Source organism: Rathayibacter sp. Leaf185 (assembly GCF_001423885.1).
Lineage (GTDB): Bacteria > Actinomycetota > Actinomycetes > Actinomycetales > Microbacteriaceae > Rathayibacter.
Genome location: NZ_LMPP01000001.1, coordinates 1165923 through 1188483, shown reverse-complemented (window position 1 = coordinate 1188483; position 22561 = coordinate 1165923). Strand labels below are relative to the sequence as shown.

The following is a 22561-nucleotide window of genomic DNA, read 5'->3' as shown; positions in this document are numbered from 1 at the left end:
AATTCATGCAGGCCGCGACAATCACCGAACGTGGTCGAGCCACTCGTCAACGCATCATCGAGGCGACCGGTCGAGAGATTCTCGCCTCCGGCATCGGCGGGACCACTCTCGACACCGTCCGTGCAGCGACGCTCACGAGCAAGAGCCAGCTCTTCCATTACTTCCCCGGCGGCAAAGCGGAGCTCGTCCGTGAAGTCGCCGTCTGGGAGGGCGGCGAGCTTCTCGCCGCTCAGAAGCCGCACATCGACGACCTCTCGAGCTGGGAGTCCTGGCACGCCTGGCGTGATGCCCTGGTCGATTACTACATCGGTCTCGGCAGGTGGGCCTGCCCGATCGGATCGATGGCGACGCAGGCAGCCATGACGGATCCCGAGCTGGCTCGCATCATCACGGACAGCATGACGAGCTGGCGGCTGTCACTCGCGTCGGGGGTCGCCAAGATGCAGAGCGCAGGCAGGGTCGACTCGGATGCCGACCCGCAACGGATCGCCGTCGCCATCCTCGCCGCCCTCCAAGGAGGTCTCATCCTGAGCCAGCCGGAGAAAGCATCCTGGCCCCTGGAAGCCGCGATCGATGCCGCGCTCGACGTCCTTCACAAGGTCGCCCACACGAGCTGACTCTGCGACGTTGCGAGAACAGGGCGAGGCTCGTGATGGTCGAGCGTCCTGATGGCCGATCGGCTGGTGACCGGCGGCGGCGGTGCTGCTCGTGTGCGTTCTCCTCGTGGGCGATGCGGGTGGTGGTGCGCTATCGGGCGAGTTCGTCTTCGACGAGCCTGGGGCTAGGAGGCGAGCGGGTAGCGGGTGGCGTCGGCGGCCGCGAAGGCGAACCAGACGGGGTCGCCGACCGCGAGGTCGAGGGTGGCGACTGCACCCGGAGCGAGGTCGGCGGCGAGCTCGGCCGAGCGCACGCGCACGACGTCGCCGCGGGGCTCGATGTCGGTCACGACTCCGGGCAGCACGTTGTCACCGGAGGGGCGCGTCGTCGCCACGCTCACGCGGCCGGGGCTGACAGCGATCGCCGAGCGGCGACCCTCCGTGATCGGCTCGCCGGATAAGGCGGTCACGAGACCGAATGCGGTGAGCACGCCGGTCGCGCCGTGCGCGGTGCCTCTGAGCAGATCGAGGGCCACCAGGTTCGCGGTGAACGGGGTCGTCGGGCGGTCGAGGACAGCGCGGGTCGGGCCCGAGTCGACGACGCGGCCGCGCTCGAGCACGATGACCCGATCGGCCAGGGTGTAGGCGTCGAGCACGTCGTGGGTGACGATCACGGCGGTGCGGTCGGCGAGGACCTCGCGCAGCAGCCTCCGGAGCGCGGGCGCGACCGAGACGTCGAGGGCGGCCATCGGCTCATCGAGCAGGAGGAGCGCGGGGTCGGCGGCGAGGGCCCGCGCGACCGCGATCCGCTGCGCCTGGCCGCCCGAGAGCTGCGCCGGCCGTCGGGCGGCGAGGTCGGAGGCGCCGACGCGCGCCAGCCAGTCGTCGGCCCGGGCTCCGGCGGTCGTCCGCGACGCTCCGCTGCTCCGAGGTCCGAAGGCGACGTTGTCGCGGGCGCTGAGGTGCGGGAACAGCAGGGCGTCCTGGGCGAGCAGCGCGACTCCGCGGTCGTGCGGCGGACGCCACCGGCTCGGGCCGCGGGCGGCGAGGTCGAAGAGCACCCGGCCGTTCAGCGTCGCGCGCCCGGCATCGGGCACCAGCAGTCCGGCGAGCACGCTCAGGAGGGTCGACTTGCCGGCTCCGTTCGGCCCGAGGACCGCGACGGTCTCGCCCTCGTCGATCGAGAGCTCGACGTCGAAGCCGCGCGCTATCAGGGCCGCGGTGAACTCGAGCATCACGGGTGGATCCGGCTCTCGCCGACCCGGTGGGCGAGGGCGACGACCGCCACGGCGAACACGACGAGCACCAGCGACAGCGCGACCGCGGTGTCGGGGCTGGTCTCGCGCTGCAGGTAGATCTCGAGCGGGAGCGTGCGGGTGACTCCCTGCAGCGAACCGGCGAAGGTGAGGGTCGCGCCGAACTCGCCGAGCGCCCGCGCGAACGACAGCACGGCACCCGAGACGAGGGCCGGCAGCACTAGAGGGAGCGTGACGCGGCGCAACACGGTCGTCGGCCGCGCGCCGAGCGTGGCTCCGACGGCCTCGTACCGGGTGCCGACCGTGCGCAGCGCGCCCTCGAGGCTGAGCACCAGGAACGGAAGCGCGACGAAGGTCTGCGCGAGCACCACCGCGGTGGTCGAGAACGCGATGCTCACGCCGAGCACCTCCAGCGACTGCCCGAGCAGACCGCGGCGGCCGAACGTGTAGAGCAGCGCGATGCCTCCGACGACCGGCGGCAGCACGAGGGGCAGCAGCACGAGCGCGCGCAGGATCCGCTGCCCGCGGAAGCGCGTGCGGGCCAGCACGATCGCCATCGGCACGCCGAGCAGCAGGCAGAGGAGGGTCGCGGTCAGCGAGGTGCGCAGGCTCAGCCCGAACGCGTCGAGCGAGGCCTCGGAGGTGATCAGGGGGAGGAACTCGGCCCAGTTCACCCGGGTGATCATCGCGACGAGCGGCAGCACCACGAAGGCGCCGCCGACGACCGCGACGGCGATCACCCAGCGGGGCACGCCGGGCGTCACGGCGCGCCGAAGCCCGCGGATCCGAGCACGCCCTGCCCGACCTCACCGGTCACGAAGTCGACGAACGCCTGCGCCGTGTCACTGGATCCGGCGAGCGGCGCGATCGGGTAGGTGGTGATCGCCTCCGACGATTCGGCGAACTCGATGCCCTCGACGGCGTCGCCCGCGGCGAGCACATCGGTGACGTAGACGAGACCCGCGTCGGCCTCGCCGCTGGTCACCTTGCCGAGCACGTCGGTGACCGACGACTCCTCGCTCACGGGCGCGATGTCGACTCCGGTCGCCGTCTCGACCGCGGCGGTCGCGGCGCCGCACGGCACCTGGGGTGCGCAGACCACGGTCGTCACGCCCGCTCGGGCGAGGTCGGCGAAGGAGGCGATGCCGGCCGGATTGCCCGGGGGCACCGCGATCTCGAGGGTGTTGGTCGCGAAGTCGACCGGGGCGGAGGCGTCGATCAGGCCGCCGTCGGTCAGCTTCGCCATGTTCTTCTCGTCGGCCGAGGCGAAGACGTCGGCGGGGGCCCCCTCTGTGATCTGGGTGACGAGATCGGAGGAGCCGGCGAAGGTGAGCTCGACGGTTACGCCGGGGTTCGCTGCGTCGAACTCGTCGGCGAGCTCGGTGAACGCGTTCTTCAGCGACGCGGCGGCGAAGACGGTGATCGAGCCGGTGAGAGCGCCGGTCGTGGCTGCGGTGGTCGCCGGGGTGCTCGAGCAGGCGGCCAGTCCGAGTACGGCGGCCCCTGCGAGCAGGGCGGGGGCGAGGCGGCGGGGGGCGCTCATGTCACGCCTTCCCCGCGGGGGTCTCGATCATGACGGTCGTCGCCTTGACGACGGCGATCGCGATCGAGCCGGGTTCGAGGCCGAGCTCGCGGACGGCCTCGCTGCTCATCAGCGAGACGATGCGGTGCGGGCCGCACTGCAGCTCGACCTGCGCCATGACGGTGTCGGTGACGACCCCGGTCACGACTCCGACGAGCCGGTTGCGCGCCGAGCGGCCGATCTCGGACGGGTCGGCGGGGAGGACCGCGTTCTTGCGCGCGAGCTCGGCGACGGCCAGCGCGTCGACGACGCCGCGGCCGGCTCCGTCCTTCTCGCTCCCGAGCAGTCCCGAGTCGATCCAGCGACGGACGGTGTCGTCGCTGACTCCGAGGAAGTGCGCGGCGTCCCGGATCCTCAACTGCGTCATGCGGGAGAGTCTAAGCGCGCATCCGCGGAGTCAGGACGCGTCCAGAGAGCGCTTGAACTTCTCGGCCATCAGCTTCTCCTGGCCGCGCACGCTGAGCTGGGGGTCGTGCGCGACGTCGAAGCGGACCGAGCCGGTCTTCGGGTCGACCTCGACCTTCACGACGGCGCCCGCGTCGGGCGGCCAGAAGTCGGTGACCCAGCGAGGCTCGTCGATCCTGGCTCGCGCCACCGATCCGTCGGCCCGCCTCACGTCGGCCGACCACTCCCGCGTCGGAGTCAGGCCGTCGCTCGAGACCCGTTTGATGTGCACCAGCACGATCGTCGCGACCGCGGGCTCCCAGACTCGTCTCCCGAACACGCTGCACTCCTCCGTCGGATGCGCCATCGTCCCGCGGTATCCCCCGGGCGTCGAGGCCCCGATCGGGAGCATCGCGTGATCGATCCGTCGCGGGGGTCGCCCGGCGGCGTTCGAGGGAGCGACGGATCGGCGCACCGGGCGTTCCCGCACCGGATGCGCCGTGTTCGCCCGGGCCGCCTAGAGTCGGCGGCGTGCAGCAGACGGTGGAGCGCGAGCAGGCCGCAGAGCACGGGACCGTCGCCGTGCCGGTCGCCGCCCTCGTGCTGGCGTGCGGGTCGGCGGTGGCGCTCGGAGTCGCGCCGCGGATCGTGGACGCCGAGCTGCTGTTCTCGCTCGCCTGGCTGATCGGCTGGATGCTCGTGGTCTGGTCGGCCGCACTCGGCGGGGGCTGCGCAGTGCGCCTCCTGCGGTGCGCGTGGACGCGCGAGCCGGTGCTGCGCCTCGAGATCACGATCACCGCGGCCGCACTGGTGCTGGTCGCGGCGGTCGTCGCGGTGCACCCGCTCGCCGGGAGCGGGAGCGGCTCCGCCTAGGGGCGGTGCTAGGCGGCGACGCGCTCGTTCGCGTCGGCGAGCAGCGCGACCGAGCGGAGCCGCGCCTCCGTCACGAGGGACGCGTGGGCGACGATGACCTCGTCGACGTCGGCGGTGCGCGCGAAGTCGGCGACGTAGTCGGCCACCTGCTCGCCCGTGCCGACGCCGGTGTAGGTCGTCATGCTCGCCACGTGCGCACCGATCGGGGCGCTCAGCAGCGCGTCGAGCTCCTCGTCGTCGAAGGTGCGGTCGAGGGGGATCTGCCCGCTCTGGCGCAGCAGCATCATCAGGCGCGCGCGCTTCATCTGCGCGAACTGCTCGTGCGCGTCGTCGACGCTGTCGGAGGCGATCGCGTTCACTCCGGCGATCACGTAGGGCGCATCGAGCTGCTCGGAGGGGCGGAAGCCGCGGCGGTAGGCGGCGACGGCCTGGTGCAGCGCGTCGGGCGCGAAGTGCGAGGCGAAGGCGTAGGGCAGGCCGAGCGCGGCGGCGAGCTGCGCGCCGAAGAGCGAGGAGCCGAGGATGTAGAGGGGCACACGCGTGCCGGCGCCGGGGGTGGCGCTCACGCCGGCGACGCTCGACTGGCCGGCGAGGAACGCCTGGAGCTCGAGGACGTCCTCCGGGAAGCGGTCGGACGACTCCGGGTCGCGGCGCAGCGCACGGAAGGTGGCCTGGTCGCTGCCGGGCGCTCGGCCGAGGCCGAGATCGATGCGGCCCGGGTGCAGGGTCTCGAGGGTGCCGAACTGCTCGGCGATCTGCAGGGGCGAATGGTTCGGCAGCATGATGCCGCCGGACCCGAGCCGGATCGTCGAGGTCTGCGAGGCGACGTGCGCGATCAGCACCGAGGTGGCGCTCGAGGCGATCGAGGCCATGTTGTGGTGCTCCGCGTACCAGACGCGGCGGTAGCCGCTCCGCTCGGCCTGCTGCGCCAGGGCCACGGACGCGGCGAAGCTGTCGCGCGCGGTCTCTCCGGGAGCGATGGGGGCGAGGTCGAGTATCGAGAGGGGAACCGTCATGTCAGAGGCAACGCGCGGGAGGCGCGTCGTGTTCCCCGGCGCGTCGTGGATCTCCGCACTCGGTCGACCTCGACCACTGCGACGTCGGAGGAATCGGGGCTCCGTCGACGGCCGTGTCTCCTGCAGACTGAGCGGGTTCCCGGCCTCGATTCGATGCGAGGGTGACGCGGACGCGAGTGATGAGGAGCCGTCGATGGCTGAGTTCCACCCCGATCTGCGCGTCGCGCGCCTGCTTCCGACGTTCTCGTTCGGCCCGCGGATCGTGCGGCTGATGAACCGGCTGCCCGCCCCCGACCGGCGCGCCCCCGAGGATCTGCGTGTCGACGACCTGCGGGTTCCCGGCCCCGCCGGGGCGCCACCGGTCCGCATCCGGATCTACCGTCCGCGGTCGGTGCGCGGAGCCGCCCCGGCTCTCGTCTGGGTCCACGGCGGCGGCATGGTGAGCGGCCACCACCTCATCGACGAGGCGTCGAGCATCGATTTCGCGCGAACGCTGGGCATCACCGTCGTGACCGTCGACTACCGGCTGTCACCCCAGCACGTGGCCCCGGCGGCGGTGGAGGACGTCCACGCCGTCGTCCTGTGGCTCCTCGCCCACGCGGAGGAGCGCGGCGTGGATCCCGCGCGGATCGCGATCGGCGGGGCGAGCGCGGGAGGCGGGCTGGCGGCGGGAGTCGCGCAGCTCGCGCGCGACCGCGGCGAGAACGTCCTCGTGTTCCAGCTGCTCGTTTACCCGATGCTCGACGACCGCACGGTACTGCGCACCGACCTGTCGACCGACGGCGTCCGGATGTGGACTCCCGGAAGCAACCGGTTCGGCTGGACGTCCTACCTCGGGCACGCACCGGGACCGATCCCCGCGTCGCCGTACGCGGCACCCGCCCGCCGCGACGACCTGACGGGCCTGCCTCCGGCATGGATCGGGGTCGGCAGCCTCGACCTGTTCCTCGACGAGGACGTCCGCTACGCCGAGCGGCTCCGGGAGGCGGGGGTCGCGTGCGAGCTCGAGATCGTCCCGGGCGCCTTCCACGGCTTCGACGCGGTCCTGCGCACCAAGGAGGTCTCGCGGCGGTTCTGGCGGAGTCAGGCCGCCGCCCTCTCGTGCGCGTTCGGTCTCGCTGCGGGCTGAGAACGCGAGAGTTGTCGTACTCGCGGGTCGACTACGACAACTCTCGAGGAGTCGCGGGCGCTCAGCGGCGGTGCAGCAGCTTCGCGCTGATGCCCGCGAGCGCGGCGCCCGCGATCGGCGCCAGGAGGAACACCCACACCTGCCCGAGTGCGTCCGACCCCGCGAAGACGGCCGCCGCGATCGAGCGGGCCGGGTTCACCGAGGTGTTGCTGATCGGGATGCTGATCAGGTGGATCAGCGTGAGGGTGAGCCCGATCGCGAGCGGCGCGATGGCCTTGTACTCGCTCTTCGCGGTCACCGAGAGGATCACTCCGACGAACACGGCCGTCAGCACGACCTCGGCGAGGATCACCGCGCCCAGCCCGAACCCGCCCGGTGAGAACGCGCCGTAGCCGTTCGACGCGAATCCGGAGTCGCGCGCCGCGGCGAGGTAGCCGGCCGGCCCGTCGGCCGCGATCAGCGCGACGGCGCCCGCCCCCGCGACTCCGCCCACGAGCTGCGCGACGATGTAACCCGGGATGTGCCGCCATTCGGTGCGCCCCGCGAGGGCGAAGCCGATCGACACCGCCGGGTTGAAGTGCCCGCCCGAGATGTGGCCGACGGCGTAGATGCCCGTCATGACGGTGAGCCCGAAGGCCAGCGCGACCCCGAGGAACCCGACGCCGAGTGCGTTGGCCGAGTCGGGGAACGCGGAGGCGAAGACCGCGGTGCCGACGCCTCCCGCGACCAGGAGGAACGTGCCGAACGCCTCCGAGGCGTAGCGGGCGGCCGCCGAGTACTGCTCGGCGTGCTCGGTGCGCTGCTCGCTCGTAGTGCGGCTGGCGGGTGTGGCGGGCATGGCTGTTCCTTCGGGAGAGGGGGGCGTCCGGCGACGCGCGCGGGCACCGGGACACTCCAGCACCGCTGCCGACCGCGGTCCCGCGCGCCCAGACGCCTCCCGGCAGGGCCGCGCCGGAGCGTCGCTCTCCGGCCACCCCCCGCTCGCTCATCGGCCAGGTTCGCGGAGGCGGGACCGCCCGAGGGCTCGCACGGGCGTTCGGAGAGAGCGCTCTCACAAAATCCTTGACCTCTGTGCACACCGCTCCGTATGCTCGCAGCACACCGTGTGAGAGCGCTCTCACGGATACGACGCAGCCGTGTGAGAGCGCTCTACGACGTGCCTTGCCACCCATCACGAAGGAGTGACCGTGCCCACATCACGACGCACCAGGATCGCCGCCGCGATCGCCGGCGCCTCGACTCTCGCCCTGCTCGTCACCGGATGCTCGTCCGGATCCGACGCCGCAGAGGGCGGAGACGTCGAACTGACCGTCACCACGTTCAACGCCATGGGGTTCGACGACCTCTACGCCGAGTACGAGGAGGCGAACCCCGGGATCACCATCGTCCCGAACAACATCGACACGGGTGGCAACGCCCGCACCGACGCCTTCACCAAGCTCGCCGCCGGATCCGGCCTCGCCGACGTCGTCGCGATCGAGGAGGGCTGGCTCGGCTCGATCATGGAGGTCTCGGACCAGTTCGTCGATCTGCGCGACCACGGCATCGAGGACCGCAAGGCCGACTGGGTCGACTGGAAGTACGAGCAGGCCACCGACCCCGAGGGCCGCGTCATCGGCTACGGCACCGACATCGGCCCCGAGGGCCTCTGCTACAACACGGCGGCCTTCGAGGCGGCTGGACTCCCCACCGATCGCGCGGCCGTCGCCGAGCTGCTCGGCGGCTCCGACGCCACCTGGGAGGACTACTTCGCGGCCGGCAAGCAGTACCACGACACCACGGGCAAGGCCTGGTACGACCACTCCGGATTCGTCTGGAACGCCATGGTCAATCAGCTGCCCGAGGGCTACTACACGGCCGACGGCGAGCTGAACATCGAGGGCAACCCCGAGCTCGAGGAGCGCTGGGGCCAGCTGACCGACGCCGCCGGATCCGGACTCTCGGCCGCGCAGAAGGCCTGGGACTGGAACAAAGGCAAGTCGTTCACCGACGAGACCTTCGCCACCTTCGTCTGCCCCGCGTGGATGTTCGGGACTCTGAAGAGCAATGTCGAGGCCGGCGGCGGCGACGCCGCGGACACCGGCTGGGATTTCGCCGACGTCTTCCCCGGAGGCGCAGCCAACTGGGGCGGCTCGTTCCTGTCGGTCCCGACCCAGTCGAAGCACCCTGCTGAGGCCGCGGCTCTCGCCTCGTGGCTCAGCGAGCCCGAGCAGCAGCTGAAGGCGTTCGAGGCGGCCGGTCCGTTCCCGAGCACGATCGCCGCACAGGAGGAGCTCGCCTCCGCCGCCACTCCCGACCCGTCGCTGAACGACTCGCCGACCGGCGAGATCCTCGCGAAGCGCGCCGAGGGGGTCGTGGCCCAGTACAAGGGCCCCGACGACTCGCTGATCCAGGAGAACGTGTTCGGCCCGGTCCTGCAGAAGGTCGACCGCGGCGAGCTCGACGGCGACGCCGCGTGGGCCGAGGCGCTCACCCTGCTCGACGAGCTCGTCGACTGACCCACTCCCTCCGCTCAGCGGGCCCCGGTCGCGACACCGACCGGGGCCCGCTGGGTCTCTCCGACTCGAGGAAGGCACCGTCGCCATGACGAGCACTCTCACTCCGCCGGTCACGGCGACACCCCCGGCGGGCAAGCGTCCAGCGCCCCGCCTCCCGCTGACCTTCCGTCAGCGCGCGAGCCGATTCGACGTCAAGGCGTCGCCCTACCTCTACATCTCGCCGTTCTTCCTGCTCTTCGCGATCACGGGGGCGTTCCCGCTCGTCTACACGCTGGTCGTCTCGCTCTACGACTGGCAGCTGCTGCAGGGCCAGGGCGACTTCGTCGGCCTCGGCAACTTCGCGGCCGTGCTGGGCGACCGCTTCTTCTGGAACTCGATCGGCAACACCCTCAGCATCTTCCTGCTGTCCACGATCCCGCAGCTCGCGGTGGCCCTCCTGCTCGCGGCCGCTCTCGACCAGTCGTTGCGCGCCCGCACCTTCTGGCGGATGAGCGTGCTGCTGCCCTACGTCGTCTCGCCCGTGGCCGTCGCGCTGATCTTCTCGAGCATCTTCGGCGATCAGGACGGGCTCGTGAACAACCTCCTCGGCGTCGTCGGGATCGCCCCGATCGAGTGGACGAACGACCGGCTCGCGAGCCACGTCGCGATCGCGTCGATGGTCAACTGGCGCTGGACCGGCTACAACGCCCTCATCCTCCTCGCCGCGATGCAGGCCGTTCCGCGCGACCTGCACGAGTCGGCGGCGCTCGACGGCGCGGGCTCGTTCCGCCGCTTCGTCTCGATCACGATCCCGAACATCCGCCCGACCCTGATCTTCGTGATCATCACCGCCACCATCGGCGGCCTGCAGATCTTCGCCGAGCCGCGCCTCTTCGACGTGTCGAACGCCGGTGGCATCGGAGGCTCCGACCGCCAGTTCCAGACCACCGTCCTCTATCTCTGGGAGATGGCGTTCTTCCGCCAGAACTTCGGCGAGGCCGCGGCCGTCGCCTGGCTCCTCTTCCTCCTGATCGTCCTGATCGGACTCGTCAACTTCGCGATCTCGCGGCGGATCGCCTCCGTCGAGAACCGCGTCGTCTCGAAGCGGAGGCGTCGCACGGCGACCGCGGACGAGATCGCGGCCACCGACCCCCTGCTGACCTCGACCGGCCTCGGCCAGAACGCGAGCGAGCGATGACCGCCCCCGCCACCACCGCGCCCTTCCCCGTCCGACGCGGCCTGCGCCGCCGCGGAGCCGGCCGCGTCGACCGCCCCGGGTTCCTCACGTACGGGCTGCTGAGCGCCTTCATCCTGGGCTCGACCTACCCCCTGTGGTGGTCGTTCGTCGTCGCGAGCGGCTCCAACTCGACCCGCGGAGAGACTCTGCCGCTGATCCCGGGCGGCAACTTCCTCGCCAACGCCGCCACGGTGTTCACGGCGATCCCGTTCTGGACCGCGCTGCTGAACAGCGTCATCGTCTCGGGCATCATCACCCTCTCGGTCGTGTCGTTCTCGACCCTGGCCGGCTACGCGTTCGCGAAGCTGCGGTTCCGCGGGCGCGACGGCCTGATGATCACGGTCGTCGCCACGATGGCGATCCCGACGCAGCTGGGCATCATCCCGCTGTTCATCCTGATGCGGCAGCTCGGCTGGACGGGCACGCTCGGCGCCGTGATCGTGCCGACGCTGGTCACGGCCTTCGGCGTGTTCTTCATGCGGCAGTACCTGGTCGACGTCATCCCCGACGAGCTGATCGAGGCGGCGCGGGTCGACGGAGCGAACCAGTTCCGCACCTTCCTCACGGTGGCCGTGCCGGCCGCCCGGCCGGCGATGGCGATCCTGGCGCTGTTCACGTTCATGATGGCCTGGACCGACTTCCTCTGGCCGCTGATCGTGCTGAGCCCGACGAACCCGACGCTGCAGACGGCGCTCGCGCAGCTGCAATCGGGCTACTACGTCGACTACTCGGTGGTGCTCGCGGGGGCGGTGCTGTCGATCGTGCCGCTGCTGGTGCTGTTCGTGCTGGCGGGGAAGCAGCTGATCGCGGGGATCATGGGCGGGGCCGTCAAGGGCTGATCGCCGGGGCACCTCCGGCTCGTCGTCTCAGCTTCGGCTCGTGAGACCTCGTTCGGCTCGCAGGAACCACTCGTTCCTGCGAGCCGGACTCGTTCCTGCGAGCCGGAGGTGCGCCCGCGACTCGGAAGCCGGCCAGCACGCCGCGCCCCCTCGGCTACCCTCGGCCTCGGATCCACTCGATCGAGAGGCACGCATGAGCAACGACACCGCACCGGCCGTACCGACCCTGGAGGCGGTCGCCGCCCTCGCCGGAGTCTCGCGCGCCACCGTCAGCCGGGTCGTCAACAACTCCCCGCGCGTCAAGGAGGAGGCGGTCCGCGCCGTCCGCAGCGCCATCGACGAGCTCGGCTACGTGCCCAACCTCGCCGCGCGCTCGCTCGCCAGCCGTCGCACCCGCGCGATCGCCCTCGTGGTGCCGGAGTCGACCGCCAAGGTGTTCGCCGACCCGTTCTTCGCCTCGGTGGTCCAGGGCGCCGCGCTGCGCCTGGCCGAGACCGAGTACACCCTCAACATCGTCATCGCGTCGGAGTCGACGCCCGAGAAGACCCGGCGCTACCTGCTCGGCGGCAACGTCGACGGCGCCCTCGTGGTCTCGCACCACAGCGGCGACCACTCCTACCCGCGCACGGCGTCGGCCCTGCCGATCGTCTTCGCGGGCAGGCCGCTCGACGACGAGAGCGACGGCTACGTCGTCGACGTCGACAACGTCGCCTCGGCCCGGTCGATGACCGAGCACCTGCTCGGTCTCGGGAGGCGCCACCCGGCGATGATCGCGAGCCGCCAGGACATGCCGGCGGCCATCGACCGCCTCGCGGGCTGGCGCGCGGCCGTGATCGCGGCGGGCCTCGACGATGCGCTCGTCGAGTACGGCGACTACACCGTCGACGACGGAGCCTCCGCGATGACGCGACTGCTCGACTCCGGCCGCCCGATCGACGCCGTCTTCGCCTCGAACGACCAGATGGCCGCGGGCGCTCTGACCGTGCTGCGGGCCCGGGGTCTCGCGGTGCCGACGGAGGTGGCGCTCGCCGGGTTCGACGGCGACAGCTTCGCGCAGGCCGGCGATCCGCCGATCACCACGATGCGCCAGCCCACCAGCGGCTTCGGCGAGACGATGGCGTCGGTGCTCGTGCGCGTCCTGGCCGGCGAGGACGTCCCCCGGACGACCATCCTGCCGACCGAGCTGCTGGTGCGCGGCTCGACGGTCGCGGGGGCCTGAGGGCGCCTCCCGTACGAGCGCAGTTCAGCGCTCGTACACGTCGCGACGGTGTCCGAGCGTCACGACCACGACGACGAGCACTCCGTCGTCGACGGTGTAGAGGATGCGATAGTCGCCGACCCGGACCCGGAGGCCCGGTCGCCCCTGAAGCGCTCTCGCTCCCGGCGGTCGCGGTTCCTCGCCCAGAAGGGCGATGGCTCCCTGGATGCGCTTCCGATCCTGGGGGTCGATCCGGCGCAGTGCCTTCAGGGCCGCGGGACGGAGCTCGATCCGGTAGCGGCTCATTCCCAGCCGAGATCGGCCTTGGCCTGAGCCCACGGGATGTTCTCGCCCTCCTCCGCCAGAGCCGCGTCGAAGGCACGCGCGTCCTCCGCGTCCTCGAGGGCGTCCATCATCCGCTCGTACTGCTCGGGACTGACGACGACCGCTTCCGCGCGACCGTGGCGCTCGACGAACACGGCCTCGGAGTGGGAGCGCTCGATCAGCTCGGAGAAGTTGGCGCGTGCTTCTGTGACAGTGACGGAGGTCATGGTTCAGATTGTACATTTCACGCGGACTTCTGTACTGAAGCGGGTCGCTCAGCGGCCGGCGCGTCAGTCGGGACGCGACGACGAGTCGGTCGGCCACTCCGCGTACCACTCGCTGTCCTCGGCGATCTGCTGGTCCTCGAGGCGGACGGGGTGCGAGAGCAGCCTGCTGCGGCGCGACTCCATCTCGGCGATCGTGGCCTCGTCGTCGGGGAGCGACTCCGGACCCTCGGCGGTGTCGGCGAAGAGCTGGCTCGACGGGCCGATCAGCATCTCGGCCTCGTCGCGGGCACCGTCCTCGGTCAGCCCTATGAGCATCACGGTGTCGGAGGCGCTCGCGAGCGCGAGATCGCGGGCGTAGGCGAGCAGGGCGTGAGCGACCGAGTCTCCGACGAGGAGGCTGCCGCCGGCGTATCGGAGACGTTTCATGTGCCCAGCCTCCGTCGCGCTCCTCGCCGGTGGCGAGGGGGTTCCGCTCGCACCACGGCAGGGGTACGGAACGTCAGATCACCGCGGCCGCGTCGGGCGGGCCGCCGCGCGGAGGCTCCTCGCTGATCCGCAGCCCCGCGGCCGAGTGCGAGTCGAAGAGCAGGCGCCGCACCCACTCCGCATTGATCGCCGGCGGCCTGCTGCCGTGGTACTTGAAGCGCAGGGGGATCGCCGGATGCAGCCAGATCGAGGTCCGTCCGTCCCCGCTGCCCGCCGAATCCCGCCACGAGAAGTAGAACGATTCACCTCGGCTCAGCTTCGAGCCGATGACGATCTGGAGGTGGGCCAGCAGCCGGTCGTCGAAGTCGGCCTCGAGCGTGGAGTCGTACACGAGCCGTCCCATGGGTGTCCTGCCGTCGGGCGCACCGCACGCGATGCCGTTGGCCACGCGAAGAGGGATCCGGATGGTGCTGCCGAGGCTACGCGCGGATGGCCACCGAGCGAGTGCTTCCTGGGAGGAGCTTTGGAGCTTGACGGGAATGGCTGGGCGTGCAGCGACTCGGGTCTACCCGCGAAGACCGTGAAGGAGCGGCGCTCGTACCAGTGGGCGGGGGCTCGTCGGCGCGGACGACGTTCTTGTCGGAGGCTAGGGTGCGACGGGCTTCGGGGTCCTTGCCGCGGAGGTGAGGAGGGACGCGCCGGCGACTACGACGAGGACGACGATCATGGCGCCGCGCAGGCCGTAGTGCTCGCCGAGGAAGCCGAGCAGCGGCGGCCCGACGAGGAACGCGACGTAGCCCGCCGCGGCGACCGCGCCCACCGTGGTCGTCGGGTCGTCGCTCTCTCCCGCTGCCGAGAGGGTGACCGGGAAGCCGAGCGCGGCACCGAGCCCCCAGAGCAGCACCGCGAGACCGGCGACGACGACGCTGTCGGAGAAGACGACGAGCGCGATCCCCGCCGCCGAGACGAGGGCGCTGACGCACAGCACGGCGGGCTTGCCGAAGCGGGCGAGGAGGGGTTCGCCCGAGAACCGCCCGATCGTCATCGCGAGCGCGAAGCCGGCGAAGACGAGCGAGCCGACCGTCGCGCTGGCGCCGTGGCCGTCGACCATGATCAGCGGCAGCCAGTCGCCCGCCGACCCCTCGGCGAGAGCGAGCGCGAGGACGATGAGGCCGAGGAACACGATGCGCCGCTGCTTCCAGACGGCGAGCTGAGCGCCGAGCCCGGGGGAGCCGGCGCCGCCCGCCTCCTGCCGGCCCGTCTCGGAGGGGATCTTCGGCACCGCCCAGAGCATCGCGGCCAGAGCGAGCGCGGAGACGACGAGCAGGTGGATCCAGACGGGGAACGCGATCGCCGTCATGGCGATGCCGGCGAGGGCGCCGATCACCGAGCCGAGGCTGTAGCAGCCGTGCAGGACGGGCAGGATCGACCGGCCCGACACCTGCTCGATCGCCGCGCCCTCGATGTTGATCGCGATCTCGGCCAGGCCGAAGCCGGCGCCGACGCCGACGAGCCCGATGAAGACTCCGATGCCCTGGCCCAGCCCGGCCGAGCCGGCGAGGAGGGCGAGGCCCGTGACGAAGGAGGCGCCTCCGATGATGATCGGGCGACGGGCCCCGAACCGGCGCACCAGAGCGGCCGAGCAGAGGATGCCCGTCATCGAGCCGACCGAGATGCCGAAGAGGATGAGGCCCATCTCGGCGGTGCTGGCCTGCACCAGATCGCGCACGGCGGGGGTGCGCACGATGAACGACGCGAGGCCGATGCCGATGGTGAGCATGAAGGCGAAGATCGCGGCCCGGCGCACGCGCAACGGAGCCGACAGCGGCGCTCGGGTGGTGGTCCGGGCGGCGTCGACACTCATGCTCCGAGCCTACGGGGAGCCTCCGACACCGCAGGTGTAGGTTCTGCTCTCGATGAACGAGCGCCTGCCGGAGACGACACCCGGAACGTCCGACCTGCTGGAGCGGCTCCGCGCCGCTCTCCGCCCCGATCTCGTCGTGACCGACTCCGACGAGCTCGACCGCTGCAGCCACGACGACGCCGAATGGGCCCCCTACGCGCGTCCGCTCGCAGTGGTCTTCGCCGAGAGTGCGGACGACGTGGTGCAGACCGTGCGGATCGCGGCGTCGGCCGCCGTGCCGGTCGTCGCCCGCGGTGCCGGGACGGGCCTCTCCGGGGGTGCGAACGCCGTCGCCGGCTGCGTCGTCGTCTCGCTCGAGCGGATGACCGCCGTGCTCGAGATCGACACCGCCGAGCGGTACGTCGTCGCGCAGCCCGGGATCATCAACGACCACCTCCGCGCGGCCGTCGCCGAGCACGGGCTCTGGTACCCGCCCGACCCCGCCAGCTCGGCGATCTCGACGATCGGCGGCAATGCGGCGACCAACGCGGGCGGCATCTGCTGCGTCAAGTACGGCGTCACCCGCGACTACGTGCTCGGCATGACGGTGGTGCTGGCCGACGGATCGCTCGTGCGCCTCGGCCGTCGCACCGCCAAGGGCGTCGTCGGCTACGACCTGACCGGCCTGATGGTCGGGTCGGAGGGGACCCTCGGCATCATCGTCGAGCTCACCCTGCGCCTTCTGCCGCTGGGCGGGCGGGAGGAGCGCGCGATCGTCGGCTCCTTCGCCTCGCTCGAGGACGCCGGAGTCGCGGTGGCCGCGATCTCGGCGGCCGGAGTGATCCCCTCCGCGCTCGAGATCATCGACCGGACGTGCCTGCGCGCGGTCGACGAGTGGCAGCACCTCGGGCTGCCGCACGAGGTCGACACGATGCTGCTGGCCAAGGTCGACGAGGCGGGAGCCGCCGGTGCGGAGCTCGCCGAGCGGGTGGCGGCGCTGATGACGCAGTCGGGTGCGCGCTCGGTCGAGCAGGCGACCGACCGGGCAGAGGTCGACCGGCTGTTCCTCGCGCGCAGGCTCGCCTACCCGGCGCTCGAGCGCCTCGGCCCGGTGCTCACCGAGGACATCTGCGTGCCGCGCGGAGCCGTCCCCGAGATGCTCGCGCGGATCCAGTCGGCGGCCGCCGACCACGACGTCGTCATCGCCAACATCGCCCACGCGGGCGACGGCAACCTGCATCCGCTCATCATCGCGCCCGAGGGCGACGACGCGGCCAAGATCCGGGCGAAGCACGCCTTCGACCGGATCGTCGCCGACTGCCTGGCTCTCGGCGGCACGGTGACCGGCGAGCACGGCGTCGGGCTGCTGAAGCTCCCCGGCGCGGCCGCGGAGCTCGGACCGCGGGTCGTCGGGATGCACCGGTCGATCAAGGCGGCGCTCGATCCCGCGGGGATCCTCAACCCGGGCAAGGCGTTCCCGGCCTAGCCCCGGAGGAACTCCAGCAGCGCCTCGTTGAAACGGGCCGGCTGCTCGATGTTCGCGGCGTGCCCGTCCTTCTCGAGCACCAGCGACGAACCGTGCGGAGCGAGGGCCGCGGCCGCCGCGGCGTGCTCGGCCGGCCAGAACTCGCTCTCGCGGCCGGCGACGAAGAGGACCGGCACCCGGGTGGCCGCGATGACGGGCCGCCAGTCGGCGCGCGCGTGGTCGGCGAGCAGCGCCTTCTCGGGATCGGTGAGCTCGCGGCGCTCGCCGCCGCCGAGCGCCTTCAGGAGTCGCGCGATGCGGACCGGGCCCTTGGAGGCGATGCTCACGCGACCCGGATCGGGGACGGTGGTCGCGAAGAGCGTGTCGCGATTCGCCTCCGTGTAGTCGTAGAAGCCGTAGGGCCAGTCACTGGTGTTGAGCATCGTCGGCGTCTGGTCGACGATGACCACCGTGCGGATCCGCTCCTCGCCGACGGCCGCGATCATCGACCAGACGGTGTTGCCTCCCATCGACCCGCCGACCAGTGCGACCTCGCGCAGGTCGAGCTGCTCGAGGAGCGCCGCGAGGTCGGCGCCGTGGCGGGCCATGGTCGCTCCGTGGGCCGGCCGCTCCGAGAGGCCGTGCCCGCGCCGGTCGAACGAGACCACCCGGTAGCCGGCCTTCGCGAGCGCGGCCTGCTGCGGCTTCCAGCTCGTGGCAGGCGCCTTGAAGCCCGCGACCAGCACGACGACGGGGCCGGACGGATCGCCCTGATCGGTGTAGCTGAGGCGGACGCCGTCGTCCGTCGTGATGTCCGGCATCGTCGCCCTCCGTTCGCGCCCCGCGGAGGGTGCCCCGCCACGGTAGCAAGCGGCGGCGGGGGCTCGACGTGCTCCGCAGCGACTGCTCGACGGTCGTCCTGTCGGCCAGGGGGCGGCTCAGAACTCTTCGTAGTTGTACGGCGCCGGGTCGTCGTCGATGACCGGGCGGGCGATCGTCGGGCGGTTGCTCTTGATGCGCGAGCGGATGTCGTCGATCGCGGTGTCGAGGGCCGCCTGCGCGGCGTCCTCGTCGGCGACGTCGAGATCGACGGGGATCGCGACGATCTCGCTGCTCGCGTCGAGGGTCATCATCGTCTCGATCAGCCGTCCGTCATCCGTGAACGCGGGGACGGTCACCGCCTCCGAGTGCTCCTGCCGGTCGATCGCCGTCACCAGGTCGAGGAGCGCCTCGGTCACGGCGTCGGTGGTGACGAAGCTCTTGGAGGCGTAGGTCAGCTGCTTCATGCCTCCATTGTGTTCGGACGCTTCCGGCTCCCGCTCGGGCTTGCGGGGCCCCGTCCCCACCGATAACGGCGTCGCACCCGATGACGGCGTCGCACCCGATGACGGATCGATCCGCCGCGATCGGTCGCCTCGATCCGCTCGCAGCGACCACTCGCGACGGGTCGGTCCCTCAGGTCGTGCGCGCGCGGGGAGCGAATGCCCCCGCGCCGTACGCGACGAGGATCACCGCCATCACGACTCCCGAGGTGACGGCGGCTCCACGAGCCGCGCTCCCGCTCGCGAGCAGGAGGCCCGCGCCACCCAGCGCGACGAGGGCGCAGCCGAGCACGACGAACATGCGCTCGGCGAACGCCCACGCGAACGGGAGGAAGTGCAGCCCCACGACCGCCGCGATGAGGGCGGGTCGCAGGTCGGAGCGTCCCGCCGACTCGAGCAGGCCGGTCCCGATCGCGATGAGCGCGAACTCCGCGACGACGCAGCAGACGTAGACGATGATCCGCGATCGGGGCGGCGGCACGAACGGCCCGAGGAACCGCGGCCGCGCGAACAGCAGCCAGAGCGCCGCGCCGATCGCCGCGATCGTGACGACGCGCACACTGATCGACAGCGGATCGGTGAACCCCGGCGTGTACGAGAAGACGAAGACCGCCGCCCCGACCAGCCCGATCACCGCCCCGAACCGCCGAGGATCGGCGAGCGGAGGCGGCGTCGAGCCGGTGCGGGGATCGGGACTGCGGTCGGCGGTCATGCTGGCAGCCTCGCAGACGCCCGAAGCCGGGATCGGCGGCCCGCAGGTCGATCGGCAGCGCGGCCCACCTCGACGCCCGTGCTCTGCTGCGATTCATCTGATGAAAGTCACTGCGATGACGGGTGAAATCACGCCCACCAGGGGTGAATGACCTTCTCTGGTCCGTCATTCTGCGCGGTACAGAACTCTGCCCCCTTCCCCACACGGATGAATTACCGCTTCCGGCGGGTGAATGATCTGCGGATTCCCGTCCTTCCGCGCCACGCTGGGCGTCTCGTGTCACCCGAACCGGCGCGAGGCGGACAGCAGGGAGTCGACGTGAGAGTCATCGCGCCTAGTGAGAGGTCGTCGTTCGTCCGAGGAGGAGAGCGCGGGGATCTGTCGGCCGCGGCCTGGCTGAGCGACGTCGGCCTGCAGGGTCGTCCGTCCGCTCCGCTGCGGATCGTGGCCGATGTGCTGCGCCACGACGGGCTCGAGGTGCTGCGGATCTGGCACACTCCCGGACGGTTCTCGCGGCGCCCGGACGCCGGCGAGGGCATCCGGATGCTGATCCCGCTCGACGGAACGCTGGCCGTGCTGCCCGACGACCCGGCCGAGGCCGAGGTGCGGGTCGGCGTGGGTGGCGTCGCGTTCCTCCGTCGCGAGACCGCCTTCACCGTGGTGACGGAGGCGCGGACCGCGCGGATCGAGATCGAGCTCGCCCGCCCCCTGATCGCCGCCCCCGAGAACGCCGGCGCGCTCGACGCCCCGGCCGACGCCGCTGCCCGCAGGATCCTGGTCGCGATGACCAACGCGGTCTTCGGTGCACGGCCCGATCCCGAGTGCGCCTCGTTCCCCCTCCTGGGCGCGGCTCTCGAGCAGCTCGCCGGCGCTCTCCTCCTGACATCACTGCCGCGAGAAGAAGGGGGCGACGCGTACACCGCCGCGCTCGCCCTGATCTCGGCGATGTCGGCGGACCCGGCGCTGTCGGTGCACGAGCTCAGCACCCGGCTGGAGGTGCCGAAGCGGACCCTGCAGAGGATGTTCGCGCGGCACGGGACGACGGTCTTCGGCGAGATCCGGCGGGCCAGGCTCGCCAGAGCGCAGGCGCTGCTCGCGGGAGACGATGCGCCCGCGGACCACGCGCTGGCCGACTACGCGGGCTCGCGGAGGCTGCAGCGCGATGCGTCGTACGCGGCGGGAGCGCTCCGAGGCTGACGCTCCTGGCGCGACGAGGGTCCTGTTCATCTTCCCGGCATTGCGGGGGACCCGTTCCGGCCGCAGGCTGGAGGCATGCAGCGCAGCGCAGGAGAGATCGCGGGCACGTTCGTCGTCGTCGTCGCGGCCATCGGGCTCCTCGTCGCCGCCTTCGCCTTCGGCGCGGGCCACGACATCGCCTTCGTCGGAGTGATCACGGCGTTCGCCGTCGGCGTGACGGGCATCGGCGTGCACATCGCCGGCCGCGAGTCCCGTTTCCGCCGCGATAAGCGCTGAGCCGTCGGGTTCCCCCGGAAAGACGCCCCGCAGGCGGGGTCTTCGCGGAAATCCGATGACCCGCGTGCGCGCCGCAACCCCCCTCCGGTGACCCGGCGACGCCTCCGTAGGCTCGGGTGCATGCTGCTCATCTTCGGAACCCGCTCCGTCGAGGACGTCCTGCGCGTCCTCGTCTCCGTCTGCCGGGTCTGCGGAGTGCGCGCCGAGCAGCGCGTCCTGCGCAGCCGCACCCGGCTCTCGCTCTTCTTCGTGCCCCTGCTCACGGTCTCGACCCGCTATCTGCTCGAGTGCTCGCACTGCTGCGCCGTCACGCGCGTCGGCAAGGAGGAGGCGCACGCCGTGGACGCGCGCCCGCAGGACGCCTGACGCGTTCGACACCCCCCTTCTCGGTCAGGCATCGAGCAGCGGCACCTGCGTCAGAACAGAGACTCGCCGAGTGGCTCAGCCCTCGCGGCGCCCCGAGTCCTCGATCAGGCGCACCTTCACGTTGACGGCGAACGGGCCCGACAGTTCGGCCTCGAGCATGCCGCGCACCAGCTCGCCCACGGCGCGCAGGGTGTCGGGGGCGGGCAGCGCCGCGACCGTCGAGATGTGCGCGCTCACCGTGGTGAATCCGTCAGAGCGGTCGATGTCGACCAGCACGTCGGGCTGCCGCAGCGCGAGCTTCACGGCGATCGCGTCGGCCGCCGCCTCGAGCACGGGCTGCGCCGGATACACGCCGGCCACTCCCTCCGTGTCGCGGATCGCGGCGGTGAGCCGCTGCGAGAGCTCGGTGTCGTCGGTCACGCTCGGTCCTCTCGGCGGGGGTAGACGTCGTCGACGGTGACGTCGATCGCGCCGACGACGAGCTCGGTGTGGCGTTCGAGGGCGTAGCGGATGCGCTCGCGCAGCCTGTCGGCGACGTTTGCGACGGCCAGTCCGAACTCGAGCGCGAAGGTCACGTCGACCCGGATGACCGCGCCGGGAGTCGCGACGTCGCCGTCGAGCGTGCAGCGGCCCATGATGACGCCGCCCATCGTGTCGCCGGCGCGGCGGATCATGCCGCGGACCGCCGCCTCCGTCAGCGCGAGCCGCAGAGTCGGGTCGGGGTGCCGGACGGGCACGTCGCGCCCGGAACGGACCTCGGCGCGGATCGCGTCGAGCAGTCCGGCGATCCACACCTCGTCGCGATCGGGCTCGCGCTCGGATTCGCGCCGCAGCGCCCGCGCCGAGAGCTCGTTGAGGCGGGTGAGGTTCGCCAGGGCGAGGCGGCACGCGGCCGAGTCCTCGATCGACGGGTCGTACGGCTGCCGCCCGCGGTCGAGGTAGTCGCTCAGCTCGTCCAGCGTGTGGCCGTCGAGGTCGTCGTCGGTCGCGGAGCCGTCGCCGGCGTCGGCCCCCGCGTCATCGAGCGGCGGAGCGCCGTCCACCGGCACCCTCGGCACAGCGTCGTCCCTCGGCACAGCGTCGTCATCGGGCGTCATCGCCATGCCTCCAGTTCGTGGAGCAGGAATCGCCGGGCCCGCGCGAGGAGTCCGCGGACGGTCGAGACGGGGAGGTCGAGAGCGTCGGCGATCTCCTGGTAGCTGTAGCCGGCGGTCTCTCGGAGTAGCCAACAGCGTCGCTGATCGGCGGGCAATCGGTCCAGCGCTTCCCAGACGGCGTCCAGCTGGAGGCGGGCTTCGACGACGCGCTCGGGCGAGTACTCGGCGGGAGCGGGCGGGTCCCAGTCGTCGATGTCGTCGTGGCGGCGGCGGACGCGGATCCGGTCGATCGCCTTGTGCGACACGATCCGCATCAGCCAGTTGCGGATGTGGGCCGGGCTGTCGAGGTCCGAGAGCTGCCGCCAGCCGGTGAGGAACGCCTCCTGGACGACGTCGTCCGACTCGATCTCGGACCCCAGGAGCTTGGCGGCGTAGACCCGCATCAGCGAGCCGTGTCGGCGCGCCAGCTGCTCGAACGCCACCACATCGCCGTCGACGGCACGGGAGGCGAGGGTCGCGTCCGAGGCGTTGAGGAGGGGATCGTCGTCGTCGATGATCGCCTCCTGTCGCCCGCGGTCCGTCGATCCGCGCCGCTGCCGATCTCAGTCTGACCGCCGCTCCGAATGACTACCAGCCTTGACACTCGACCGCCGGAGCGGATGGCCGCTGTGCGAGAGAGCCGCCCTCCGTCGACGACGCTGTCACCCGAGCGAGGGTCG

At 71.7% G+C, this 22561-nt stretch carries 29 protein-coding genes; 11 read left to right on the top strand and 18 right to left on the bottom strand.

The features are described 5' to 3' along the window. Window positions 1-5 precede the first annotated feature (5 nt). A complete protein-coding gene (locus tag ASG06_RS05715; RefSeq protein ID WP_056039716.1) occupies window positions 6-617 on the top strand; it encodes a TetR/AcrR family transcriptional regulator in 612 nt (203 codons plus the stop codon). A gap of 164 nt (window positions 618-781) precedes the next feature. Here ASG06_RS05715 and ASG06_RS05710 read toward each other — a convergent pair whose 3' ends face one another. The 5 genes from ASG06_RS05710 to ASG06_RS05690 are packed head-to-tail and all read right to left on the bottom strand — an operon-like array spanning window position 782 to window position 4158. Beyond that, window positions 782-1831 (bottom strand): sulfate/molybdate ABC transporter ATP-binding protein, encoded by a 1050-nt coding sequence (locus tag ASG06_RS05710; protein WP_056039713.1) that lies wholly within the window; start codon window positions 1829-1831, stop codon window positions 782-784. Then, window positions 1831-2616: an ABC transporter permease gene (locus ASG06_RS05705; protein ID WP_231727620.1), complete on the bottom strand. Its 786-nt coding sequence runs from the start codon at window positions 2614-2616 to the stop codon at window positions 1831-1833. The genes ASG06_RS05710 and ASG06_RS05705 overlap by 1 nt, the downstream gene beginning before the upstream one ends. After that, the gene (modA, locus tag ASG06_RS05700) at window positions 2613-3395 is read right to left on the bottom strand and encodes a molybdate ABC transporter substrate-binding protein (RefSeq protein ID WP_056039709.1); all 783 of its coding nucleotides are present in this window, start codon (window positions 3393-3395) and stop codon (window positions 2613-2615) included. The genes ASG06_RS05705 and modA overlap by 4 nt, the downstream gene beginning before the upstream one ends. Window position 3396: 1 nt before the next feature. Further along, window positions 3397-3801 carry a TOBE domain-containing protein gene (locus ASG06_RS05695; protein WP_056039707.1) on the bottom strand — a complete coding sequence of 135 codons (405 nt, stop codon included), beginning with the start codon at window positions 3799-3801 and terminating at the stop codon, window positions 3397-3399. A gap of 30 nt (window positions 3802-3831) precedes the next feature. Then, window positions 3832-4158, bottom strand: coding sequence for a hypothetical protein (locus ASG06_RS05690; protein ID WP_156465871.1), 327 nt, complete (start codon window positions 4156-4158; stop codon window positions 3832-3834). Window positions 4159-4349: 191 nt separating this feature from the next. On the opposite strand from ASG06_RS05690, the gene ASG06_RS05685 reads away from it, so the two are divergent. Then, window positions 4350-4691, top strand: coding sequence for a hypothetical protein (locus ASG06_RS05685; protein WP_056039703.1), 342 nt, complete (start codon window positions 4350-4352; stop codon window positions 4689-4691). Window positions 4692-4699: 8 nt separating this feature from the next. On the opposite strand, the gene ASG06_RS05680 is transcribed toward ASG06_RS05685, so the two are convergent. Beyond that, complete coding sequence (locus tag ASG06_RS05680) at window positions 4700-5707, bottom strand: LLM class flavin-dependent oxidoreductase (protein WP_056039701.1); 1008 nt, start codon at window positions 5705-5707, stop codon at window positions 4700-4702. A 193-nt stretch (window positions 5708-5900) separates the two neighbouring features. On the opposite strand from ASG06_RS05680, the gene ASG06_RS05675 reads away from it, so the two are divergent. Further along, the gene (locus ASG06_RS05675) at window positions 5901-6836 is read left to right on the top strand and encodes an alpha/beta hydrolase (protein ID WP_056039700.1); all 936 of its coding nucleotides are present in this window, start codon (window positions 5901-5903) and stop codon (window positions 6834-6836) included. 61 nt (window positions 6837-6897) lie between these two features. Here the strand turns inward: ASG06_RS05675 and aqpZ are convergent, their stop codons facing one another. Further along, window positions 6898-7674, bottom strand: coding sequence for an aquaporin Z (gene aqpZ / locus ASG06_RS05670; protein WP_082498960.1), 777 nt, complete (start codon window positions 7672-7674; stop codon window positions 6898-6900). Window positions 7675-8023: 349 nt separating this feature from the next. Between aqpZ and ASG06_RS05665 the strand changes: the two genes are divergently transcribed. From ASG06_RS05665 to ASG06_RS05650, 4 genes are all read left to right on the top strand, one after another. Then, window positions 8024-9334, top strand: a complete 1311-nt coding sequence (locus ASG06_RS05665; RefSeq protein ID WP_056040529.1) for an ABC transporter substrate-binding protein — start codon at window positions 8024-8026, stop codon at window positions 9332-9334. 85 nt (window positions 9335-9419) lie between these two features. Further along, window positions 9420-10511, top strand: a complete 1092-nt coding sequence (locus ASG06_RS05660; protein WP_082498959.1) for a carbohydrate ABC transporter permease — start codon at window positions 9420-9422, stop codon at window positions 10509-10511. Beyond that, complete coding sequence (locus tag ASG06_RS05655) at window positions 10508-11389, top strand: carbohydrate ABC transporter permease (RefSeq protein WP_056039696.1); 882 nt, start codon at window positions 10508-10510, stop codon at window positions 11387-11389. The genes ASG06_RS05660 and ASG06_RS05655 overlap by 4 nt, the downstream gene beginning before the upstream one ends. A gap of 193 nt (window positions 11390-11582) precedes the next feature. Further along, window positions 11583-12608 (top strand): LacI family DNA-binding transcriptional regulator, encoded by a 1026-nt coding sequence (locus ASG06_RS05650; RefSeq protein WP_056039694.1) that lies wholly within the window; start codon window positions 11583-11585, stop codon window positions 12606-12608. Window positions 12609-12632: 24 nt separating this feature from the next. On the opposite strand, the gene ASG06_RS05645 is transcribed toward ASG06_RS05650, so the two are convergent. From ASG06_RS05645 to ASG06_RS05625, 5 genes are all read right to left on the bottom strand, one after another. After that, a complete protein-coding gene (locus tag ASG06_RS05645; RefSeq protein ID WP_056039691.1) occupies window positions 12633-12893 on the bottom strand; it encodes a type II toxin-antitoxin system RelE family toxin in 261 nt (86 codons plus the stop codon). Then, window positions 12890-13138: a type II toxin-antitoxin system Phd/YefM family antitoxin gene (locus tag ASG06_RS05640; RefSeq protein WP_056039689.1), complete on the bottom strand. Its 249-nt coding sequence runs from the start codon at window positions 13136-13138 to the stop codon at window positions 12890-12892. The genes ASG06_RS05645 and ASG06_RS05640 overlap by 4 nt, the downstream gene beginning before the upstream one ends. 63 nt (window positions 13139-13201) lie before the next feature. Further along, window positions 13202-13564, bottom strand: coding sequence for a hypothetical protein (locus ASG06_RS05635; protein WP_056039687.1), 363 nt, complete (start codon window positions 13562-13564; stop codon window positions 13202-13204). 73 nt (window positions 13565-13637) lie between these two features. After that, on the bottom strand, window positions 13638-13967 hold the full coding sequence (locus ASG06_RS05630) for a DUF7882 family protein (protein ID WP_056039684.1): 330 nt from the start codon (window positions 13965-13967) through the stop codon (window positions 13638-13640). A gap of 243 nt (window positions 13968-14210) precedes the next feature. Next, the gene (locus tag ASG06_RS05625) at window positions 14211-15428 is read right to left on the bottom strand and encodes an MFS transporter (RefSeq protein WP_056039681.1); all 1218 of its coding nucleotides are present in this window, start codon (window positions 15426-15428) and stop codon (window positions 14211-14213) included. Window positions 15429-15480: 52 nt separating this feature from the next. Here ASG06_RS05625 and ASG06_RS05620 point away from each other — a divergent pair, with 52 nt between their 5' ends. Further along, entirely contained in the window at window positions 15481-16893 is a 1413-nt protein-coding gene (locus ASG06_RS05620) for an FAD-binding oxidoreductase (RefSeq protein ID WP_056039678.1), read from the top strand. Here ASG06_RS05620 and ASG06_RS05615 read toward each other — a convergent pair. The 3 genes from ASG06_RS05615 to ASG06_RS05605 all read right to left on the bottom strand — a co-directional run bounded on the left by ASG06_RS05615 (window position 16890) and on the right by ASG06_RS05605 (window position 18906). Beyond that, complete coding sequence (locus ASG06_RS05615) at window positions 16890-17693, bottom strand: alpha/beta fold hydrolase (RefSeq protein WP_056039676.1); 804 nt, start codon at window positions 17691-17693, stop codon at window positions 16890-16892. The genes ASG06_RS05620 and ASG06_RS05615 overlap by 4 nt on opposite strands. Before the next feature lie 117 nt (window positions 17694-17810). Further along, complete coding sequence (locus ASG06_RS05610; protein ID WP_056039669.1) at window positions 17811-18158, bottom strand: hypothetical protein; 348 nt, start codon at window positions 18156-18158, stop codon at window positions 17811-17813. 169 nt (window positions 18159-18327) lie between these two features. Next, window positions 18328-18906 carry a hypothetical protein gene (locus ASG06_RS05605; RefSeq protein WP_056039666.1) on the bottom strand — a complete coding sequence of 193 codons (579 nt, stop codon included), beginning with the start codon at window positions 18904-18906 and terminating at the stop codon, window positions 18328-18330. Window positions 18907-19224: 318 nt separating this feature from the next. On the opposite strand from ASG06_RS05605, the gene ASG06_RS05600 reads away from it, so the two are divergent. The 3 genes from ASG06_RS05600 (at window position 19225) to ASG06_RS05590 (ending at window position 20745) form a co-directional block, all read left to right on the top strand. Further along, window positions 19225-20103 (top strand): hypothetical protein, encoded by an 879-nt coding sequence (locus ASG06_RS05600; RefSeq protein WP_056039664.1) that lies wholly within the window; start codon window positions 19225-19227, stop codon window positions 20101-20103. A 75-nt stretch (window positions 20104-20178) separates the two neighbouring features. Then, window positions 20179-20379, top strand: coding sequence for a hypothetical protein (locus tag ASG06_RS05595; RefSeq protein WP_056039662.1), 201 nt, complete (start codon window positions 20179-20181; stop codon window positions 20377-20379). A gap of 120 nt (window positions 20380-20499) precedes the next feature. After that, complete coding sequence (locus ASG06_RS05590; RefSeq protein ID WP_056039656.1) at window positions 20500-20745, top strand: zinc-ribbon domain-containing protein; 246 nt, start codon at window positions 20500-20502, stop codon at window positions 20743-20745. Window positions 20746-20820: 75 nt separating this feature from the next. On the opposite strand, the gene ASG06_RS05585 is transcribed toward ASG06_RS05590, so the two are convergent. From ASG06_RS05585 to ASG06_RS05575, 3 genes are read right to left on the bottom strand one after another with little or no spacing between them, the layout of a single operon-like run. Then, window positions 20821-21165 carry a hypothetical protein gene (locus ASG06_RS05585; RefSeq protein ID WP_056039653.1) on the bottom strand — a complete coding sequence of 115 codons (345 nt, stop codon included), beginning with the start codon at window positions 21163-21165 and terminating at the stop codon, window positions 20821-20823. Continuing rightward, complete coding sequence (locus tag ASG06_RS05580; RefSeq protein WP_162239004.1) at window positions 21162-21842, bottom strand: Asp23/Gls24 family envelope stress response protein; 681 nt, start codon at window positions 21840-21842, stop codon at window positions 21162-21164. Before ASG06_RS05580 ends, ASG06_RS05585 begins: the two co-directional genes overlap by 4 nt. Beyond that, window positions 21839-22324, bottom strand: coding sequence for an RNA polymerase sigma factor (locus ASG06_RS05575; RefSeq protein WP_231727619.1), 486 nt, complete (start codon window positions 22322-22324; stop codon window positions 21839-21841). Before ASG06_RS05575 ends, ASG06_RS05580 begins: the two co-directional genes overlap by 4 nt. Between the last annotated feature and the right edge of the window lie 237 nt (window positions 22325-22561).